Origin of the sequence: Sorangium sp. So ce1153, from assembly GCF_051521595.1 — a bacterium.
Taxonomy (GTDB): domain Bacteria; phylum Myxococcota_A; class Polyangia; order Polyangiales; family Polyangiaceae; genus Sorangium.
In genome coordinates, this window is record NZ_CP150361.1 from 13,150,623 (window position 1) to 13,169,874 (window position 19,252).

The 19,252-nt window shown below is 73.2% G+C and carries 19 protein-coding genes; 9 read left to right on the forward strand and 10 right to left on the reverse strand.

All coding sequences use genetic code 11. From position 1 onward, the window contains the following. The first annotated feature begins 133 nt into the window (after positions 1-133). The 3 genes from WME85_RS47920 (at position 134) to WME85_RS47930 (ending at position 4,178) form a co-directional block, all read left to right on the forward strand. Entirely contained in the window at positions 134-1,324 is a 1,191-nt protein-coding gene (locus tag WME85_RS47920) for an acyl-protein synthetase (protein WP_437831574.1), read from the forward strand. Then, complete coding sequence (locus WME85_RS47925) at positions 1,324-2,430, forward strand: acyl-CoA reductase (RefSeq protein WP_437842570.1); 1,107 nt, start codon at positions 1,324-1,326, stop codon at positions 2,428-2,430. Before WME85_RS47920 ends, WME85_RS47925 begins: the two co-directional genes overlap by 1 nt. A gap of 164 nt (positions 2,431-2,594) precedes the next feature. Beyond that, the gene (locus WME85_RS47930) at positions 2,595-4,178 is read left to right on the forward strand and encodes a GAF domain-containing protein (protein WP_437831577.1); all 1,584 of its coding nucleotides are present in this window, start codon (positions 2,595-2,597) and stop codon (positions 4,176-4,178) included. A 27-nt stretch (positions 4,179-4,205) separates the two neighbouring features. Here the strand turns inward: WME85_RS47930 and WME85_RS47935 are convergent, their stop codons facing one another. Beyond that, on the reverse strand, positions 4,206-4,331 hold the full coding sequence (locus WME85_RS47935) for a hypothetical protein (protein ID WP_436623243.1): 126 nt from the start codon (positions 4,329-4,331) through the stop codon (positions 4,206-4,208). 219 nt (positions 4,332-4,550) lie between these two features. Here WME85_RS47935 and queD point away from each other — a divergent pair, with 219 nt between their 5' ends. Together queD and WME85_RS47945 are read left to right on the forward strand one after the other, a co-directional pair. Continuing rightward, positions 4,551-4,913, forward strand: coding sequence for a 6-pyruvoyl trahydropterin synthase family protein (gene queD / locus WME85_RS47940; RefSeq protein ID WP_437305745.1), 363 nt, complete (start codon positions 4,551-4,553; stop codon positions 4,911-4,913). Between the two features lie 4 nt (positions 4,914-4,917). Further along, entirely contained in the window at positions 4,918-5,202 is a 285-nt protein-coding gene (locus WME85_RS47945) for a (2Fe-2S)-binding protein (RefSeq protein WP_436623245.1), read from the forward strand. Positions 5,203-5,275: 73 nt separating this feature from the next. Here WME85_RS47945 and WME85_RS47950 read toward each other — a convergent pair whose 3' ends face one another. Next, complete coding sequence (locus WME85_RS47950; RefSeq protein WP_437305747.1) at positions 5,276-6,103, reverse strand: class I SAM-dependent methyltransferase; 828 nt, start codon at positions 6,101-6,103, stop codon at positions 5,276-5,278. After that, complete coding sequence (locus WME85_RS47955; RefSeq protein ID WP_437831582.1) at positions 6,103-6,786, reverse strand: HEAT repeat domain-containing protein; 684 nt, start codon at positions 6,784-6,786, stop codon at positions 6,103-6,105. The genes WME85_RS47950 and WME85_RS47955 overlap by 1 nt, the downstream gene beginning before the upstream one ends. Before the next feature lie 265 nt (positions 6,787-7,051). On the opposite strand from WME85_RS47955, the gene WME85_RS47960 reads away from it, so the two are divergent. Beyond that, positions 7,052-7,981, forward strand: coding sequence for a M23 family metallopeptidase (locus WME85_RS47960; RefSeq protein WP_437831585.1), 930 nt, complete (start codon positions 7,052-7,054; stop codon positions 7,979-7,981). On the opposite strand, the gene WME85_RS47965 is transcribed toward WME85_RS47960, so the two are convergent. Further along, a complete protein-coding gene (locus WME85_RS47965; protein ID WP_437305750.1) occupies positions 7,963-8,655 on the reverse strand; it encodes a response regulator transcription factor in 693 nt (230 codons plus the stop codon). The two genes, WME85_RS47960 and WME85_RS47965, sit on opposite strands and share 19 nt — an antisense overlap. Before the next feature lie 147 nt (positions 8,656-8,802). Further along, positions 8,803-11,160, reverse strand: a complete 2,358-nt coding sequence (locus WME85_RS47970; protein ID WP_437831588.1) for a hypothetical protein — start codon at positions 11,158-11,160, stop codon at positions 8,803-8,805. Between the two features lie 667 nt (positions 11,161-11,827). On the opposite strand from WME85_RS47970, the gene mgtE reads away from it, so the two are divergent. Together mgtE and WME85_RS47980 are read left to right on the forward strand one after the other, a co-directional pair. Further along, complete coding sequence (gene mgtE / locus WME85_RS47975; protein WP_437305752.1) at positions 11,828-13,213, forward strand: magnesium transporter; 1,386 nt, start codon at positions 11,828-11,830, stop codon at positions 13,211-13,213. Positions 13,214-13,391: 178 nt separating this feature from the next. After that, positions 13,392-14,015, forward strand: coding sequence for a single-stranded DNA-binding protein (locus WME85_RS47980; RefSeq protein WP_437831593.1), 624 nt, complete (start codon positions 13,392-13,394; stop codon positions 14,013-14,015). Positions 14,016-14,115: 100 nt separating this feature from the next. On the opposite strand, the gene WME85_RS47985 is transcribed toward WME85_RS47980, so the two are convergent. The 4 genes from WME85_RS47985 to WME85_RS48000 all read right to left on the reverse strand — a co-directional run bounded on the left by WME85_RS47985 (position 14,116) and on the right by WME85_RS48000 (position 17,230). Beyond that, the gene (locus tag WME85_RS47985) at positions 14,116-14,784 is read right to left on the reverse strand and encodes a hypothetical protein (RefSeq protein ID WP_437831596.1); all 669 of its coding nucleotides are present in this window, start codon (positions 14,782-14,784) and stop codon (positions 14,116-14,118) included. Next, on the reverse strand, positions 14,765-15,130 hold the full coding sequence (locus WME85_RS47990) for a MerR family transcriptional regulator (RefSeq protein WP_436623253.1): 366 nt from the start codon (positions 15,128-15,130) through the stop codon (positions 14,765-14,767). Before WME85_RS47990 ends, WME85_RS47985 begins: the two co-directional genes overlap by 20 nt. A gap of 11 nt (positions 15,131-15,141) precedes the next feature. Continuing rightward, positions 15,142-15,447 (reverse strand): integration host factor subunit alpha, encoded by a 306-nt coding sequence (locus WME85_RS47995; protein ID WP_012241218.1) that lies wholly within the window; start codon positions 15,445-15,447, stop codon positions 15,142-15,144. A gap of 217 nt (positions 15,448-15,664) precedes the next feature. After that, the gene (locus WME85_RS48000; protein WP_437831598.1) at positions 15,665-17,230 is read right to left on the reverse strand and encodes a glycosyltransferase family 2 protein; all 1,566 of its coding nucleotides are present in this window, start codon (positions 17,228-17,230) and stop codon (positions 15,665-15,667) included. A gap of 585 nt (positions 17,231-17,815) precedes the next feature. Here WME85_RS48000 and WME85_RS48005 point away from each other — a divergent pair. Further along, a complete protein-coding gene (locus WME85_RS48005) occupies positions 17,816-18,787 on the forward strand; it encodes a hypothetical protein (RefSeq protein WP_437831600.1) in 972 nt (323 codons plus the stop codon). An 81-nt stretch (positions 18,788-18,868) separates the two neighbouring features. On the opposite strand, the gene WME85_RS48010 is transcribed toward WME85_RS48005, so the two are convergent. After that, the gene (locus WME85_RS48010) at positions 18,869-19,243 is read right to left on the reverse strand and encodes a response regulator (protein ID WP_436623256.1); all 375 of its coding nucleotides are present in this window, start codon (positions 19,241-19,243) and stop codon (positions 18,869-18,871) included. Positions 19,244-19,252 lie beyond the last annotated feature (9 nt).

Here is a 19,252-nt window from a genome sequence, read left to right on the forward strand (position 1 = left end):
GGGTCGCGGCCTCACTCACCCGCGCGCAGGGTCGCGGCCTCGCCCGCGCTCGCTCCCGCGTCGGCCCGCGTCGCCCCCGCGGCGGAGCACGCGCGCGCGGCGACGCGTGCTATCCCGGTCCCCCGTGGGACCCATGGACCAGAGCGAGGCGCTGCACCGCCGCGCGCGGGCTTTCATCGACGCGTCGCTCCTCGCCGGCGAGGCGGCCCCGCCCGGCGAAGGCCGGGCCGCAGCGGCCTTGCCCCCGCATCGGCCGCGCGCTCCGCAGGGCGAGCGCGCGGCGCTCCCGGAGGCCTTCGACGAGCTCGCGGTCGCCCTCGCCCGGCACCAGGCCGCGCAGTGCGCGCCGGTCGCCCGCCTCTTCAAGGCGCGAGGCGCGGACGCCGACGCGATGGAGCGCGCAGACCAGATCCCCGCGGTGCCGTGCGACGTCTTCCGGTTCGCGCGCGTCGCGTCCCACCCGCCGGAGGCGGACGAGCGCGTCTTCCGCACGAGCGGGACCTCCCTCGGCGCGGCGTCCCGCGGCGAGCACCCGTTCCGCACGACCGCGACGTACGAGCTCGCGGCGCTCGCCTGGGGGGAGCGCCTCCTGTGGCCCGACGGCGCGCGGCTCCGGGTGATCGTCCTCGCGCCGCCGCTCGACGAGGTGCCGGACTCGTCGCTCGGCTTCATGATCGATCGCTTCGCGGCGCGCCTGTCGGGGCCGGCGAGCTGGCACGTGCGCGGCGGCGAGCTCGACGCCGACGGGTTCGCCCGCGCGTGCGCCGAGGCGCGCGCCGCGCGCGAGCCGGCGCTCGTGCTCGGCACCTCGTTCGCGTTCGTGCACCTGCTCGAGGCGGCGCTGCCCGGGGGCGCGGCGCTGCTGCCCGCGGGGAGCCGCGTCATGCAGACCGGCGGCTACAAGGGCCGCTCGCGCGAGGTGCCCGCGGACGAGCTGCGCGCCGCGATCTCGCGGTCGCTCGGGGTGCCGCCCGCGCACGTCGTGGGCGAGTACGGCATGACGGAGCTCTCCAGCCAGCTCTACGAGGGCACGCTCGCGGCGGCGCTCGGCTGGCCAGGGTCGAGCGCGCCAGGGCTCTACCTCGCGCCGCCCTGGACGCGCGTCATCGCGGTGGACCCCGAGACCCTCGCGCCGCTCCCCGCGGGCGAGACCGGGCTCGCGCGGATCGTCGATCTCGCGAACGTCGACTCGGCCGTCGCCATCCAGACCGCCGACCGCGTGCGCGTCACCGAGGAGGGCGTCGAGCTCCTCGGCCGCGCGTCGGGGGCGCCGCCGCGCGGCTGCTCGATCGCGATCGACCAGATGCTCGGCGGCGGCCCGTGATGGATGCCGGCGCGGCGCGACGCGGCCGGGTCGAGCGCGCGATCGCCGCGGCGGCGCGGATCGCGGATCCGCGCGATCCGCTCGGCGAGGAGGCGCGGCGGCGGCTGCCCTCGACGAGCGGCCTCTCCCCCGAGGGCGTGGAGCTCGCGCTCGCCCGCCACCTCGAGGTCGCCCCGAGCGGCGGCGAGCTCGACGCCCTCGTGGCGACCGCGGGGCGCGCGCGCCGCTGCCAGGTGGTCCTGGCCGCGAACGTCTGCACCGCGCCGCTGCGGGCCGTCGCCGTCGCGGTGGCGACGGCGCCGGAGGTCCTCGTGCGCCCGTCCCGCCGCGATCCCGTGGTCGCGGAGCTCCTCGTGCGCGCGCTGCAGGCCGACGAGGGCTTCGCTCGCGCCGGCGGCTCCATCGCGCTGATCGCGGACCTCGCGCGCGAGGACGGCGGCGACGTCGCCGCCGGCGAGGAGCCGCGCGCCGAGCTGCACGTGTACGGCTCGGACGAGACGGTGGCGACGCTGCGGGCCCGGGCCAGCAGGGGCGTGCTCGTGCGCGGGCACGGCGCCGGCCTCGGGCTCGCCGTGGTCGGCCCGGACGCGAGCCTCGCCGAGGCGGCGCGGGACATCGCGGGCGACGTCGTGCCGTTCGATCAGCGCGGCTGCCTGTCGCCGCGCTTCGTGCTGGTGGACGGGCCAGCGGAGCGCGCGGAGGCGCTCGCGCGCGCCCTGCACGAGGCGCTCGGGCGGGCCGGCGCGCGCGTCCCGCGCGGGCCGCTCGACGGCGCGGCGCGCGCCGAGATCGCCATGTACCGGGCGACGCTCGAGGCCGTGGGCTCGTTCCTCGAAGGCGAAGGGCACGGGGTCGGCCTGGATCCGGCGCCGCGGTCGCTGCTCCTGCCGCCCGCGGCGCGCGTCGTCCACGTGGCCGCGAGCAGCGCCGACGCCGCGCCGGCGCTGCTCGCGCCGATCCGCGGCGCGATCACCGCGATCGGCGCGGGCGGGGGCGGGCAGCTCGCGCGCGCGGCGTCGACCATGGCCCCGCGCGCCCGGGTCTCGGCGCTGGGGTGCATGCAGCGCCCGCCCCTCGACGGCCCGGTCGACCTGCGAACGCTCTGACGGCCGGGGCCGGCTGCCGGCCCGCGCCGAAACGCCGACGACGCAACGTCGACAACGCAACGCCGACGACGCCTTACCGCCCGTACCGCCCGGATCGCGGAGCGACCCGGGCCCTCGCGCGTGCGAGGTGCGCTCGAGCGACCGTGTGTGATAGCGATCGTCGTATGTCGTCGCGCACCGATCCGAACGCGACCCATCCGCCCGCGGAGCTCGAGACGATCGCGGGCCCGTCCGCGGCCCCGCCCGGCGCGGAAGGCTCACGGGCGAGGCTCCTGGACGGCGCGTCGGAGGGGCTCGATGCCGACCGGGGCTCCGCCGCGCCGAGCGATCCGCCCGGCAGCTCGGCCGGCGGCGCGGCCCCGGAGGACGACGGCGCGCCGCCCTCGGTCGCCTCCCCCAGGATCCAGGTGCGCCGCGACGAGCGCCTGGATCTGGTCATCGAGTACCTGGCCTTCGTGGCGAAGCCGATGCCGCTGTCGCTCCTCCTCGATGAGGCGCCGCAGCGGATCGCCGCGATCCTTGGCGCCGACGTGGCCTCGCTCTACCTCCTCGAGGGCGACGGCGACGAGCTGGTGCTGCGCGGCAACGTGGGCTTCCCGCGCGAGGCGCGCGGCACGGTGCGGCTCTCGGTCGGGCAGGGCATCACCGGCATGGCGGTCGAGTGCCTGCGCCCGATCTCGGTCGTCCAGGCGACGGAGCACGAGCGCTACCGCGCGTTCCCCGAGCTCCGCGAGGAGCGGTTCCCGGTCTTCCTCGCCGCCCCCATCCTGGGCAGCGGCCGCCCGCTCGGCGCCCTGGTCGTGCAGCGGGCGGGCGAGCACGCCTTCACCGCGCGGGACGTCGAGCTCCTCATGGCCCTCACGGCGCCGATCGCGGCGGGCGCGCGCCACGCGCAGGTGCTCGACGAGCTGCGCGAGCGGCGGCGGCGCACGGGCGGGGGCACGCGCAAGGTCACGCTGCCGGGGCTGCCCGTCGTCCCTGGGCGCGCGCTCGGCGCCATCGCGGCCCTGCGGCGGCCGGCCAGCTCGTCGCTCGGCGCGCAGCAGGGCCGCGGGGATCCGAAGCTCCTCCGGTTCGCCTTCGACACCGCGGAGAAGGCGCTCGTCGACCTCAACACCCGCGCCGCGGAGCGAGGGATCGCGCGGGATGCGGCCTTCCTCTCGGCCTACCTCCTGATGATCGGCGACGGCCGCCTGCGCGCGCGCGCCTTCGAGCTCGTGGCCGGCGGGCGCAGCGTCGCGCAGGCGCTCGGGACGGTCGCCCGCGAGGTGGCGCGGGCCGCCAACGGGATCGTCGGCGACCCGTTCCTGCAGGATCGCGCCCGCGACATCGAGGATCTCTGCGACGCGATCCTGATGCTGGCGACCCCGGACGCCCGGGCCGAGCTCCCGTCGAAGGCCGTCCTCGTGGGAGATCAGCTGACCGTCTTCGATCTGCTCATCTCCGCCCGGGCCAACCCGGTGGGCGTCGCGCTCAGCGACCGGTCCGGGCCGCGCTCGCACGTGCTCCTGCAGCTGCTCGGCGTGCCGTCGATCGTGGACGTGGCGGGCGCGCTCCGCTGGGCGTCGCCGGGCGACGTCGCGCTCCTCGACGCGGATCACGGCTTTCTGGTGATCAACCCCTCCCGGGCCGAGGTCGCGACGGTCCGCGCGGCGCGGCGCAAGGGGTGGGCGCCGCAGGAGCCGGCGTCTGGTGACGACGGAGGTAACGACGGCGGCGACGACGCAGAGGACGAGCCGACGAGCTGAGCACCGGCGGAGGCCGGTGCTCGCGGCTCAGCTGCTCGGCTGCGCGGCGGCGGTCGGGTCCGCCGCCGGCGTCCCCTGGGCGTTCTGCAGCTCCTTCTTGGCGCGCCAGTTCGCCAGGCGCTTGGTGTCGCGACGCTTCTTCTTGGCTCTCACTGCGGGCTTCTGCGGCATGCCCGGGGGTATAGCCGCTCGAGCTCCTCGAGGGAACCCCGTCCGGCACGCCGACCGATCGCGCTGCGCTCCAGCTCAGCCCGGCCCAGCTCAGCCCGGCCCAGCCCGGCCCGGCCCGGCCAACCCGCGCGCGCGCGGGAGCCTTCGCGAGGCCGCGGGGCGTTGACGCCTCACTGCGCCCGCCCCATGACCGCTGTTCCAATGAACGTCCGTCTCGTGCACGAGTTCCGCTTCGAGGCCGCCCACCGCCTGCCCAAGGTGCCGCAGGGGCACAAGTGCGCGCGCCTCCACGGTCACAGCTTCAAGGTCGAGGTCGCGATCCGCGGCCCCGTGAACGAGGAGACGGGGTGGTTCATCGATTACAGCCACCTCTACCAGGCCTGGGCTCCCCTCCACGACCTGCTGGATCACAACTACCTGAACGAGGTCCCCGGGCTGGAGAACCCGACCAGCGAGGTGCTCGCCCGGTGGATCTGGAACCGCCTCGCGCCGTCGCTGCCGGCCTTGAACCGGGTCACCATCTTCGAGACCTGCGACGCCCGCTGCGAGTACGAGGGCGACTAGGTCGATGAAGACGCTCGTCTGCCGCTGCGAGGACGTCACCCTGCACGAGCTCGAGGCCGCGATGGAGCGCGGCTACAAGGACATCGAGTCCGTCAAGCGCTACACGGGCTTCGGCACCGGCTGGTGCCAGGGCAAGTGGTGCCTCGCCCTCTGCGCGCGGCTCATCGAGGAGCGCGGGGGCGACATCCAGAAGCCGATCACGCCGCGGCCCCCGTACCACCCGGTCTCGCTCGCGGCCCTCGCCGGGCTCGACGAGCTCGGCCTCCGCGGCGGCGGACACGAGCGCTAGCGCCGGCCGCGCTCCACGCGGCCAGCACCGGCGCTCGTCCCGAGACAGCCCTCCCCCGCCCTCCCGCGGACCGTCAGCCGAGCGGCCGCCGCGCGCTCGCGCAGCCGACGTTCACGGTCAGCTCGAACACCCCCTCGGACCAGTACTTCGAGACCGCGTGGTGCAGGTACTTGAGCATCGAGTCGATGATCTGCGGCTCGACGTCGAGCATCGCCGTCGTCTCGGGGATCACCAGCAGCCTCGAGATCGGGTCCTCGAGGAACTCACGCCCGCTGTCGAACGACACCGCGATGAGCTGGACATCCACTTCGACCTCGTCGAGCCCCGCGCCCTCGATCTCCTCGGCGATCGTCTCGATGGTCGGGCGGCTGACGGCGGCGGCGTCGACCGCGGCGCCGAGCTCCGAGAGGTCCTGCTTGAGCGCGCACTCCCGCGCGATGTCGGCGATCTCCGGGAACGAGCCGCGCAGCGGCAGCGCGATCAGCGCCTGGCCGCCGGGGACCAGGACCCGGCGCAGCTCGGCGAGGAGCTGCGCCCGCTCGCTCGGGGGGCAGACAGGGTGCAGCGTGAACGCGTGGGAGAAGCTCGCGTCCGGCAGCGGCGTCGGCAGGCCGTCGGCGAGCACGTAGCTCGCGTTCATCCCGGAGAACAGCGCGGCCTTGGCGCGCGCGAGGTCGAGCGCGGCGGCCGAGCCGTCGACGCCCACGAGGGTCGCGCCGGGCAGCTTGTCGGCCACGATCGGATCCGGGAAGCCGTTCCGGCAGCCGAAATGGACGACCCGCGCCGCCTCGGAGGGCAGCAGCATGTTCACCGCCAGCGAGGCGAAGAACGAGATGTAGCGCGGGACGACCGCGTGCTCGAACAACACGGCGTCCGCCGCGCTCAGCGGCGGGCCGATCATCAGGCGACCCCGTCCGCCTCTTCCTCGTCCTCGTAGGGCGCGAGGAGGCCGAGCGCCTCCTCGGCGAGCTCGCCGATCGTGACCTCCGACGTCGCGTCGTCGCCGCCGTCGTCCGCCAGCTCGACCGTGCGCTTGTCGTCGAGCAGCGGCTGGATCAGCGGCGCGTGCGCCGGGTCGCCGATCTCGACCAGCGTCTCGATCGCGGCCGCGACCGCGTCCGGGTCCTTGTGGCTCAGGAACTGGCCGAGCAGCTTCGGCACGCCCGGCTCCGGCACCTCGGCGATGAGGTACGGCAGCTCCGGGAGCGCCGACGACCCGACGGGCAGCCGCTTCAGCGCCCGCTCGATGGCCTGGGCGACCTCCTTGAACCGGTCGTAGGCGAGCGTCTCGATCTCCTCGCCGGCGGCCTGCCGCGCCTCGGGGTGCTCCGACGCGAGCACGTCGATGAGCGCGTCGAGCGCGCGCGGGCCCTCGTGCTCGCCGAGCAGCGACGCGATGCGCACCAGCCGGAGCGCCGCCTCGTCCTCGTCGTTCTCGCGCCCCGCGCCCGCGATCGCGTCGGTGAGGACGTCCAGCAGCGCATCGCCGGGCATGGCCGCCAGGTCGTCGTGGAGCCGGCGAGCCGTGCGCTCCGCGTCGAACAGCTTGTTCAGGGTCGTCTCGATGGCTTGGCGATTTTGCACGAAGAGGAGCTATCAACAGCGCGCCGCCTCCGCAAGCCGGCAGGCAGCAAGGGCCTCTCCCCCGCGAATTCCCGACCAGTTCGCGTCCCTTTCCCGTCCACGGCGGGCGCAGCGGTGTCGACGCGGTGTCGGTGCGGCGCCGGCGCGTCGACGCCGCGCCGACACCGCCGCGCGCCGGCCCGGCGCGAGGGCGAGCGCGGCGCCGTCGCATCGAGCTCACCAGCCGCCTCGCCAGCCGCGCCCGATGCGGTAGACCGTTCATGGCATGCGCGCGCCCAGCTCATCGCAAGCCCGCCCGACGAGGGCGGCGGTCTCCCCCTCCCCGCTCGTGCGCGGCGCCGCGGCGTCCGCCCTCGTCCTTGCGCTCGGCGGCCTCGACGACCCCCGGCCGCCGCCGCCCGCGGTCGTCCCTCCAGCGGCGGCGCGCGGCGGCCCGGGCGCGGCGGCCCTCTGCGGCCCCCGCACCGTGCCGGAGGGCGCCGCGTGCGTCCCGCTGCCCGCGCCGGGCGCGCCGCTCCCCGAGGGCGGCGCGGCGGCGCTCTACGGCCCGGCCGGGGCGCGTCCCGGCGGGGCGGGCGCGCGCAGCCAGGCCCACGAGCGCATCCCCCGCCGCCCGGAACGTCCGGCGAGCGCCGCCGCGTACGCGTTCCCGCTCGGCGCGCCGGAACAGCCGCCGGCGTTCCTCCTCGTCGAGGACGCCGCGTCCCCGGCGGGCGCGCCGCTGCCGGCCGGCCCCGTCGCCGCGGTCGGCGCGGCGCGGCCCGAGCCGCCGTCGTGGGACGGCGGGGTCGAGCTCGCCGCGGCGCGGGGCGAGCGCGTGGCGGCGCTGAAGCTCGACGGCCAGGAGGGGAAGGCCGAGGTCGTCTTCGTCGGCGAGCTGTCCGGGATCACGGTCGCCACGGCGCACGACGTGCGCGACGTGGATCGCGTGCGCAGGTACGTCCTGCTCCACGGGCACCTCGATCGCCCTGGCCCGGGCGTCGTGGCGGGCGCGCGCCTCGATGCGGGCGACGTGATCGGGTACGCCGGCGAGACGGGCAGCCCGGGCCTCGTCCGGCTGCACCTGGAGGCGCGGCAGCTCCGCGAGGGCGCGCGCCTCTCGGACCTCGATCCGAAGCGCCTCACCGACGCCTCGGTGACGGTGCCGTGCGACCTGCGCAACGTGCTGCCGCTCCGTCAGGGGGCGAGCTTGTAGCCGAAGCCGTAGACCGTGAGGATGTGCTCCGGCTTGTCGGGCGAGCGCTCGACCTTCTTGCGCAGCTTGACGATGAAGTTGTCGACCGTGCGGTTCGACGGCCCGGCCTCGATGCCCCAGATCTTCTGGAGGATCTCCTCGCGCGAGACCGGCTGGCCCAGGCGCTCGTGCAGGAGGCGCAGGAGCTCGACCTCGTAGAACGAGAGCTGATCCGAGCGCGAGCCCCGCGAGACCGTGTGGGCGGTCATGTTGACCTGCACGTTGCCGATGGTGAACACCTCGACCGGCGCCTCGGCGGGCCGGGCGGCGCGGCGGAAGAGGGCGCGCAGCCGGGCGATGAGCTCACCCACGCTGAACGGCTTGGTCACGTAGTCGTCGGCGCCGGCGTCGAGGCCGCGGATCTTGTCGATCTCCTGGCCGCGCGCCGTCAGCATGATGATCGGCACGAACGCGTCCCAGCGCCGCAGGTCCTCGCAGACCTTGAAGCCGTTGGTGTCGGGGAGCATGAGGTCGAGGAGGATCGCGTCCGGCTTCTCCTGCCGCGCGAGCAGCACGCCGTCCTTCCCCTTCGAGGCCGACGCCACCGAGAAGCCCTCGAACTCGAGGGCGTCCGTCAGCCCCAGCACGATGTGGGGCTCGTCCTCGATGATGAGAATCTTCTTGCGTGCCGCCACGACCGGGCACGGTTCTAGCACAAAACCCGCCCGGACCGGCCAGGGCCCCGCCGGACGGGCCGCTCGAGCCTGCTCGGGACCACAAAAAGCGACGCGGGGCGCGATCTCGCGATCGGGCCCCGCGCGCCGGGCGATATCAGCTGCCGGCTACTCGCCGGAGCAGGTGATGAACAGCGTGGCCCCTTGCTGGGCCTCGCCCTCGTTCGTGAACCGGATGATGCGCCGCTCGGTGGGCGGGCAGCTGGCGACGATGTCCTCGTTGCCGATCCGGATCGACGGGTCGATGTAGCACCAGCCGTTCACGGGGTTGCCGTCGACCCTGACGTTGTCGCTCGGGTCGTTCCGGCACGCGTCCGCCTCGGTGCCCCCGAGCTGCTGGATCTCGCACACGCAGTCCCAGCCGGCGGCCTGCGCGATCGGGTCTTCGAGCACCTTGTCCCTCGCCGCCTTGTGCTCCTCCGTGACGTTGGTGCGCGCCAGAGTATCCTCGCAGTTGCACGCGCCCTGCGTGTTGCGCGCCTCGAGGATCAGGCAGGAGACCTGCCCCTCGTTGTCGGGCGTCAGGGTGCGGGGCAGGCACTGCCCGCCGAGCACCGTCTTCAGGCGATCGATGATGGCGCCGATCGCCGGGCGGTAGCCGTAGTCGGCCGCGCCGTCGTCATCGAGCTGCCTCGGGCACACCGAGCCGACGATGCCCTGCGGGCCGAGCTCCCGGATGAGCTGCAGCTCGCGCAGGCCCGGGTAGGCCTTCGCCTTGATCTGCACGTTCGTCCTGGGCTGCGGATCCGCCTGATCGTTCCCGCCGTCCGGCTGGCACAGCGGGTTGTCGTTCGTCTCGCCGGGCACCGCTCTGCAGTCGCAGCTCTGGCCCATCCCTTCGCAGGTCTTCGAGTCGGGGAGATCGAAGATGCAAGCGTACTGGAGGTCGCCCGTGCTCCCCTCCGGGATCGTGTACTCGCGGCCGTTGATGCCGTTCCAGCCCGTCTCCGCCGGCGGGACGATCGTGTCGCCGGTGATCGGGTTCGAGCCCGAGCGCGGCGCCGTCGACTCGACCATGAACGGATCCTTCGGCGCCTGGTAGCTCGCGGGATCGCCGAGGATGAGCTCCCAGGTGCTGCTGAACGCGTTGTCGAGCACCGGGACGCTGAGCTCGTCGGCGTTCTTGAAGCCACCGACCGGCTCGCCGTCCTGGTTGAGGCCGCGCAGGAGGTCAGGCTTGCCTTGTGCGTCCTGGCGCGCGATGTCCTGCCACGGCACGCCGACGATGCCGGCGAAGAAGACGAGCCCGGGGTCGCGGATGTTGTTGTCGAGGTCGTCCGGGTTCGGATCGCTGAAGATCGGGTTCGGGACCAGCTCGCCCCGGCGGTTCGCGATCTGCGCCTCGGTGAAGGCGCGCCGGTAGCGATCGATCGGGTAGAGGAAGTCGAAGCCGAACCGGCGCTTCTGGTCCCAGCAGCGGGAGTTGACGGGATCTTCCTGCGGGCTCAGCCGCGCCGGGAAGCCGTCCGTGCCCGTGCACTCCGGGGCCGCCGGGCAGCCCTTCTGGTCCTGGCTGCACGACCGGCAGCACTTGTCGCCCGGGTCGACGGCGCACTCGGGGCGCGGCCGCCACAGGCGGAAGCCGTTCCTGGTCTCTGCCACGAGGTAGTTGCGGCCCTCCTCGCGGATCGAGCAGTCGTTCTCGTCGCTGAGCATGATGATCGCCAGCAGCGAGCTCGGACGGAGGAACTCGGCGCGCTGCCGCAGGACGTCCTGATCCAGGCCGGTCGGCACCGCGGCGTCGTCCTGGATCTCGATCGTGGCGTAGGGCTCCGGGTCGACGAGGAAGCGGTAGACGCTCTCGAGCTGCGCCTCGAAGCCGCAGCCGGCCTGCCCCGTGCCTTTGACCATCAGCTTGAGCTGGCCGACCAGCGAGGTGTTGTTGAGGTCGTTGGGCGAGTCGGTGTCGATGTCGGCCTCGCCGTCGTTCTCGCCGGGCATGTCGGGCGTGCCGTCGAGCTTCTGATCGGGGTCCCAGGCCAGGAAGCCCTTGTTGAGGTAGGTCGGGATGGTGCCGTTGTCGGCGCTCTCGGTCTCGCGCGCGAGGAGGTGCGCCATGTCGACGTTCGAGCGGCTCGTCGCCTCCGGGCAGGCGCCCGAGCCGTGGCCGCCGAGGCTCGAGCTGATGATGCCGATATGGATGTCCTTGACCGGCTCGAACTCGCGCTTGAAGCCCTGCGGGCAGTCCGTGTTCGGCGAGCCGACCGTCTGCGAGGCCCCGGCGTCGTTGATGCAGCGCGGGTTGACGAGCCCCTCGACGAGGTCAGGGATCGCGAAGGCGAGGATGTCCTGCTTGTCGGCCATCGAGCCGGAGTTGTCGATCGCCAGGAGGAGGTCGATCTTGTCGACCGAGCTCTGGGTCAGCCGTTCGACGATCGTCGCCGTCGTGCGAGGCTCGTTCGTCGCGATGGGGCGGTTCAGACATCCGAAGGCGCTGCCTGTGCCCGCGATCAGGAGGCCCGCCATGGCGAGCCTCACCGCGCCCCTCCATGGGCGCCTCCTCTCACGCTCAATCCGCGTCATCATTCGACTTTCCTTTCGACCACCGATCCGGTTGCGCGGCGGTCAAGCCACAGAACAGGCCCGCCATCCACGGGCTCATGACCGACTTCCGCAGGCGATCCGCGGCTCGACGGAGCCCGATGCTAAGGACCCCAGCCGAACGCTGTCAATTCGCCCCGCCGGCATCGGGATGGCCCGCGCATGGCGTCAGAGCAAAGAGGGTGCCGCCGCCATGATGCGAGGTCCTTCGTCGGCGCGGGCAACGGCGACGTCAACTTGATTGCGCATCCGCCAACTCAGTAGGCGGAAACCTCAACCTGGGTCGGGCACCTCGGGTCGGGCACCTCAACCTGGGTCGGGCACCTCAACCTGGGTCGGCCGTGGATGCCCCGGAAGTTCAACCTCGGTCGGCACTGGATCCCCCGGAAGTTCAACCTCGGTCGGCACTCGCCGCTCAACCCGGGTCGCCACCGGCAGCCCAACCCGGGTCGACCACCGGCAGCCCAACCCGGGTCGACCGCGCCCGCTCAACCTCGGTCCAGGGAGCCGCCTGACCTGGTCGAGCGACCGGCGCCGGCAGGGGGAATGCCGCTTCCCAGCAGGGCCGAGTTGTGGTCAGTGCCCGACCAGCATGTTGCGCGTCGCCCTCGCCATGGTCCCGGAGGTACGGCAGCTCCTCGCCGAGGACCCAGCGCAGCTCTCCGACCTGCTGGACGAGATCCACGACGAGGACCTCGCCGACCTCATCGGCCTGCTGGACGACGCCGAGGCGGCGAAGGTCCTGATGGCGCTCAGGGCCGAGGAGGCCGCGCCCATCTTCGAGCGCCTCGACGGCGAGACCCAGGAGGCGCTCGTCGAGCAGATGGGCGTCGAGAGCATCGCGCCCATCGTCTCCGAGATGGCGGCCGACGACCGCACGGACCTCATCGAGGCCCTCCCGGACCAGGTCAGCGGCACCCTGCTCTCCACGCTGGAGAAGGTCGACCCCGAGGCCGCGGCCGAGGTCGAGGAGCTCGCCAAGTGGCCCGAGGACAGCGCCGGCGGCCTCATGACCACCGACTACGTGTCGGTGAACATCAACCTCACCGTCGCCGACGTCATCGAGCGGATCCGCGCCGTCGGCGAGGACGCCGAGACCATCTACTACGTCTACATCGTCTCCGAGCGGGGGCACCTCATCGGCGTCGTGTCGCTGCGCGACCTGCTGCTCGCCTCGCCGTCCGAGAGGCTCGCGAACGTGATGACCGAGAACGTCTTCGCCGTGAGCCCCGAGACCGACCAGGAGGAGGTCGCGCGGACCATGGCGAAGTACGACTTCAACGCGCTGCCCGTGCTCTCCGCCGACCGCAAGCTGCTCGGCGTCATCACCGTCGACGACGTGATGGATGTCCTCACGCAGGAGCAGACCGAGGACGTGCAGCGGCTCGGCGCGGTCGGCCCCATCGAGGACAGCTACTTCAAGACGACCTTCTGGACGTTCATCCAGAAGCGCGCCCCCTGGCTCGCCGTGCTGTTCGTCGGCGAGTTCATGACCGGCGAGGTGCTCCGCCGCTTCGAGCACGACCTCGAGGCCGTCGCGACGCTCGCCTACTACGTGCCGCTGCTCATCTCGACCGGCGGCAACTCCGGCTCGCAGTCCTCGTCGCTCATCATCCGCGGCCTCGCCGTCGGCGATCTGCGCGTCGGCGACTGGGCGAAGGTCCTCACCCGCGAGCTCGGGCAGGCCGTCGTGCTCGGCCTCATCCTCTCGATCATCGGCATGCTCCGCGTCTGGCTGTGGGGCGACGGCGTCGGCTTCGTCCTGACGATCGGCGTGACGCTGATGGCGATCGTCCTCATGGGCTGCACCGTGGGCGCGATGCTCCCCCTCCTGCTCCGGCGCATCGGCCTCGATCCGGCGACCAGCTCCACCCCGTTCATCGCGAGCCTCGTGGACGTCCTCGGGATCTTCCTCTACTTCACGATCGCGCGCCTCTTCCTGTCCGACCTCCTCGCGCGGGCCGGCGCGGGCGGGTGAGCAGGCTCGAGCGGCGCCTCGCCGCCCGGACCGAGGCGGCGCCGGCGCGCCGCGCGGTCGCGCCACGCGCCTCTCGGCGCGCCGCGACCCTTGACGCGTCGGCCCCCATGGGGGAGTGAAACAGGCGTCTTTCGCTCAGCGCGAGGCGCGCTGAGCCCCTCCTAGGGAAGGAGTCAAGATGGCCGAAGGCTTGAATCGCGTGATGCTGCTCGGCAACCTGGGCGCCGACCCCGAGCTCCGGTTCACCCAGGGAGGGCAGGCCGTCTTGAACCTGCGGCTCGCCACGACCGAATCGTACCTCGATCGCGACAAGGTCCGGAAAGAACGGACCGACTGGCACAATGTCGTGATCTGGGGGAAGCGCGCCGAAGCCTTGGGCAAGATCCTCAGCAAAGGCTCCTCGATCTTCGTCGAGGGCTCGCTCCGCACGTCGAGCTACGACGATCGGGACGGCAACAAGCGCTACAAGACCGAGGTGGTCGCGAACAACGTCCTGCTGACGGGCGGCGGCCGCGGCCGCGGTGCGGTCGGCGACGACGCGGGCGCGTTCGGCGCCGATCCTGGCGGCGGCTACAGCGGCGGTGGGGGCGGTTACGGCGGCGGTGGCGGTGGCGGCGGTGGGGGCGGCGGTTACGGCGGTGGGGGCGGCGGCGGTCGTCCGGCCGGCGGCGGTTACAACAACCGCGGTGGCGGTGGTGGTGGCGGCGGTCGCCCGGCGCCGGCGGCACCGGATCCCGGGCCCCCGCCGGACGACTTCGGCGGCGGCTACGGCGGCGGCAACGACGACGACATCCCGTTCTGATCGATCCGCCCGCCGGCGCGAGCTCTCGGGCCGGTAAACGAATCTCCCGCTGCCGCCGCTGACCCAGCGGGCCGAGCGCTCCGCTCGCCCGTCACGCCCGCTACCCCAGCGGGCGGGGTCGGGGCCGCCGCGCCAGCAGGACGGTCACGCCGGCCGCGGCGAGCACGCCGAGCGCCGCGGTCGCGGCGGCGGGGTGCTCGGCCGCAGCGAAGATCGTCCGCACGAGCAGCCCCGGCTCCGGCGGCGCCACGAACGCGCCCTCGATCTCCGCGGCGCCGAGCAGCGCGCCGCAGCGTCCGCCCGTCCCCTCGACCGGCTCCAGGCACACGACGCTGCAGAGCGCCGCGTCGCGCTCGCTCCCGGCGAAGCCGAGCACGTGCCGCCCGCGGATCGCCACGGCGCGCTCGCCCGCCCTCCCCGCCCCCTCGAACGGCTGCTCGACGTGCTGCGGGAGCGCGCGGATCGGCCCTGCGTCCCATCGCTCGATCGCCACCCCGAGCGCCCCGCGCACGAGCCCGGAGGCCCGGTCGAGCACCAGCTCCTCCAGCCCGGTGGCCCACTGCCGCGACGGGGCCGTCGCGCAGACCGCGCGCAGCGAGAGCCCGTCCGCGTCGACGCCACGACGGAGCGTCACCCTCGCCCCCGCGATCGCCGAGACGTCGATCACCGGCAGCGCCCCCGGCGGCGTCTCGCGCGACCCGGCGGGGAGCGGGAGCCGCAACCCGAGGCCCGGCGCGACGCCGTGGAGCTCAGACGCGGTCGAGCTCATCCATCAACGCGAGCACCTCGCTGCGGATCTCGACGAGCGCGGCGCGCATCCGCTGCGCCTCCTCGCTGCTCACGCCCGCGTCGGGCGCCGGCGGCTCGATGCCGCCCTCGCGCAGCTTCCGCCGCGCCCCCGCGATCGTGAAGCGGTGCGAGTAGAGCAGCTCCTTCACCTTGAGGAGCGTCTCGACGTCGCGCCGGCTGTAGACCCGCTGCCCCTTCGCCGACTTCTGCGGACGAATGGAGCGGAACTCCGTCTCCCAGTACCGGAGCACGTGCGGCTCGACCCCCACGATGCCGGCCACCTCGCCGATCCGGTAGTACAGCTTCGCCGGAAGCTGCTGGCGCACCGCCAAGCGGTCTACTCCTCGGCCGCCGAGGCCGTCTCGCGCGGGTTGAGGGCCTGCTTCAGGATCTGGCTCGCCTTGAAGTTCAGGACCCGGCGCTCCGTGATCAGGATCGGGTCGCCGGTCTGAGGATTACGGCCCTGCCGCTGGCGCTTGTCGCGCAGCACGAAGTTGCCGAATCCAGAGATCTTGATCTTCTCCCCGCGGCCCAGGGTTTCCTTCATGGTCTCGAACACGAGGTCGACCAGATCGGCGGACTCCTTCTTCGAGAACCCACCAAGGCGGGAGTAGACCGCCTGAACGATTTCGGCTTTCGTCATGAGACCCCCATCGCCCTTGCAGAGCGGGGGACACGCCGCAACCCCTGAAGACCGTTCAGGAAGCCGCGTACGGTCCCCCGACCGGCTTGGGGCAGGATGCCAGCGCGCGTCGGGGAGGTCTAGGGGGTTACGCAGGCTCCGCCCTAGCAACGCCAGGAGGCCCGGCAGGACCTGGCGCTGGCGGCGGCGCCGGACGCGCTCGCTGGCGGGGAGCCGCTCAGGCGGCGAGGTCGCCGAGGGGTCGCTCCTTCGTCGCCTGGCGGGACCAGGCGCCGACGACCGCCGCGTCGCTCGGCCGGGCGTCGCTCCAGACAGCCGGCGCCGCGCTCGAGGCGGCGTCGCGCCGGCGCGCGAACTGCTCCTGCGCGACCATGAACGCGACGTAGAGGTAGCCGACCGCGAAGAGCACCGCGAACGGCGTGGCGAAGTAGTGCCCCGTCTGGACGGACGCGACCACCGCGCCGCACGACAGCACCGCGAGCATCGCCTCCGTGAGCGGCAGGTCCGTGCGCACCTTGTACCGGCCCTTGTTGTCGCCCTGCTTCGGCGTCCGCACGAACTCGCCGGACATGCTGCGAATCCCCTCGATCACGGCCTTCGAGAGGTGCGGCGCGAGCCCCGTCCCGAGCGCGATGAGCATCGGCAGGCGCACGACGGCGCCCCACCGCGAGCGGCCCTGCGCCGTCTCGGCCAGCATGTAGAACGCCGCGAGCGAGCCCGTCGTCGCCGTGCAGAGCGGCAGGTCGATGGCGACCATCGTCAGCGTGTCGGCGGCGGGGAACAGGACGAGCGCCGGCAAGAGGAGGACGCTCAGGAGGACCAGGAGCGGGTAGGCGAAGTGCGGCGTGAGGTGGAAGAACGCCTCGAGCCGCTGCCCGAGCGAGAGCTTCGCGCTGAGCACCGTCGCCATGAGCTTGCGCGCGGTCTGCACCGTGCCCTTGGCCCAGCGGTACTGCTGCGCGCGCAGCGCCGAGATGTCCTCCGGGAGCTCCGCCGGCGAGACGACATCCTCGCGGTAGATGAAGCGGTAGCCCGCAAGCTGCGCCCGGTACGACAGGTCGAGGTCCTCGGTCAGCGTGTCGTGCTGCCAGCCGCCGGCCTCGCGGATCGCGTCCTTGCGCCACATGCCGCCGGTGCCGGAGAAGTTGAACAGGAGGCCGGAGCCGAAGCGCGCGCGGTTCTCGACGAGGTGGTGGCCGTCGAGCATGAGGGCCTGCACCTGCGTGAGGATGGAGACGTCGCGGTTCAGGTGGCCCCACCGCGTCTGGACCATGCCGACCGTCGGATCCTCGAAGTGGCCGACGATCGACCGGACGAAGCCCGGCTGCGGGATGAAGTCGGCGTCGAAGATCGCGACGAGCTCGCCCTTCGCGACCTTGAGGCCCGCGTCGAGGGCGCCCGCCTTGTAGCCGGTCCGGTCCGTGCGGTGCAGGTACACCGCGTCGATGCCCTGCGCGCGGAGCCGCTCGACGTGCGCGCGGACGAGGCCCTGCGTCTCGTCCGTCGAGTCGTCGAGCACCTGGATCTCGAGCTTGTCGCGCGGGTAATCCATCCGCGCGACCGCATCGAGCAGCCGCGCCGCGACCGTCGACTCGTTGAACAGCGGGAGCTGGATCGTCACCGGCGGGAGATCGCGATCGGTCAGGGCCGCGACCTCCTGCGCGCGCGCGATCTTCGCGCGGTTGAGGCGGCAGAGGACCACGAGGTGCAGTCGGTGCAGGCCGTAGGCGCTGAGACCGAGCAGCACGCCGAAGTAGAGGACACAGAGCAGCATGGAGAGCATCGGGAGCACCTTCCGCCAGCGGGTGCCGGGCAGCCGTGGGGCCGGGCGAGTGCGCCGGTCTCCACTCCTGCAAATGCTGGCGGGTGACGAACGCGTACCATTCGCCGGATCCGAAGTTGTCATCGACTTGTAATTCGTTGCAACTCTCTGTCACGAGGTCAGGAAAGTTGACTCCAGTCCGAGTCCTCCCCCCTGCAAAATGACAATCACCGACAATCCCACTTCGCCCGGCCACGCGGCGTTCGCCGCGGGTTCGGCGCATGAGCACGCGTGCGCGAGCGACACTCCGAGTCAGGTGATTCCCTGGTGTGTGCCCCTCCAGTAAGGTGCTTTTCGTAAGGGTGTCTCCGAGCAGCGCTCGACGCTACAGCCTTCACCTGACGGTCAGATTCACAGTGATCCACAGCCCGGCGCGATTTTGAGGCCTCTTCAGGAAACCGCGCGGGCCCGGCGAGCGCCCGCGCCGAGGTCATCCGTGCCTGTGCCTGGCGCCAGCGGCGGGCCGGGGCTATCCGTTCCCGGATGAGTCGCGCGCTACTTAATGAACTGAAGGCCCGCCAGATCGCGTTCCTCGAGGCGCGTCTCGTGTCCGAGGCCGCCGCGCGGGACTTCCGGGAGCGCCTGCCCGCCGGCTTCGCCGCGCTGCTCGCGACGCCGCTCGGCGCGCTGGCGGACGCGCCGGCGATCGCGCGCGCGCTCGACGCGCTGGCGGCGGAGGAGTCGCTCCGGCGGGCGGTCCGGCCCGCGGCCGCGGCGGCGCTCGGGGCGCTCATCGAGGCGGCGCGCGCCGAGCGGCGGCGCGCGAAGGAGCTCATCCCCGCGGGGGCGCGCGACACGATCGACCGCATCCTGGAGCAGCCGAAGCTCGTCCCGGAGCGGCTCGTGCGCGAGGTGCTGGAGAGCGCTGCGCTCGACGCGGTGATGCGCGACGTCCTCTACGACACGCTGAAGGAGTTCTCCGAGAAGGTGAACCCGTTCTTCGCCGAGTGGGGCCTGCCGGCGCTGCTCAAGCGGGTCGCCCCGTTCGGCCTCGGCGGGGTCGGCAAGACGATGGGCTCGATGCGGGGCGAGTTCGAGCGGCGGCTCGAGCCGGAGATCCGGCGGTTCCTGCAGGGCTTCTCGCGCACGGCGATGCGCCAGGTGCAGGACATCCTCGTCGCCAAGGGCGACACGCCCGAGTTCGTCGGCCTGCGCAAGCACGTCGCGACGTGGGTGCTGGAGCAGGAGGTCAGCGCCCTCGTCGGCCAGCTCGACGCGAAGAGCTCGGCGCTCGCCGAGGAGCTCGGGGCCGACGTCGCCGCCCAGCTGCTCCGGGACCGCCCCGTGCGGCAGCGGCTCCAGGAGGCGACCGCGGCGTTCGTGGCCGCGCACGCGAGCGAGCCGCTCGGCGAGGTGCTGGGGCGCTTCGGGATCGCGCCCGCGCTCGACTTCGACGCGCTCGCGGCCGCGCTCTGGCCCGTCGTGCGGAGCCTGTGCGCCACCGAGCCGGTGCGCGCCTGGATCGCGTCCGTGGTGGAGGAGTTCTTCGACGGGCTGCCGGACGGGCTGTCCGCCTGAGGCGAGCCGGGGCGGGGGCCCGGGCGGGGGGCGCTCCCCGGCTCGCGCGGGGCGCGCAGACGGCCCCGCGCGGGCGGCCGCTCAGCCCATGGCCGACGCGTCCGCCACCGCGGACTCGATGTACGCGAGGCCGCGCGACGGGCACGCGGGCATCGTGGGCGCGAACGCCTCCATGTCGAGCATCATCTCCGGCCCGGCCGCGAGCGTCAGCACCACGACGGGCACGCGCGGCGACATGCGGCGGAGCTCCTCCATCTCGCTGTGGATCTCCGCGTCGTCCCGGGGCACGAGCACCATCACATGAGGGCGCCAGCGGGCGAGCACGTCACGCGCATGGCCGAGCCCGCAGCACGTCTCCACCGTGTAGTCCCGGGACGAGAGGAAGTGGACGAGCGGCTGAGAGTTGCTGGCGTCGTCGTCGATCACCAGAACGCGGGTCGTGCTCTCGATCTCCATGGGTATCCC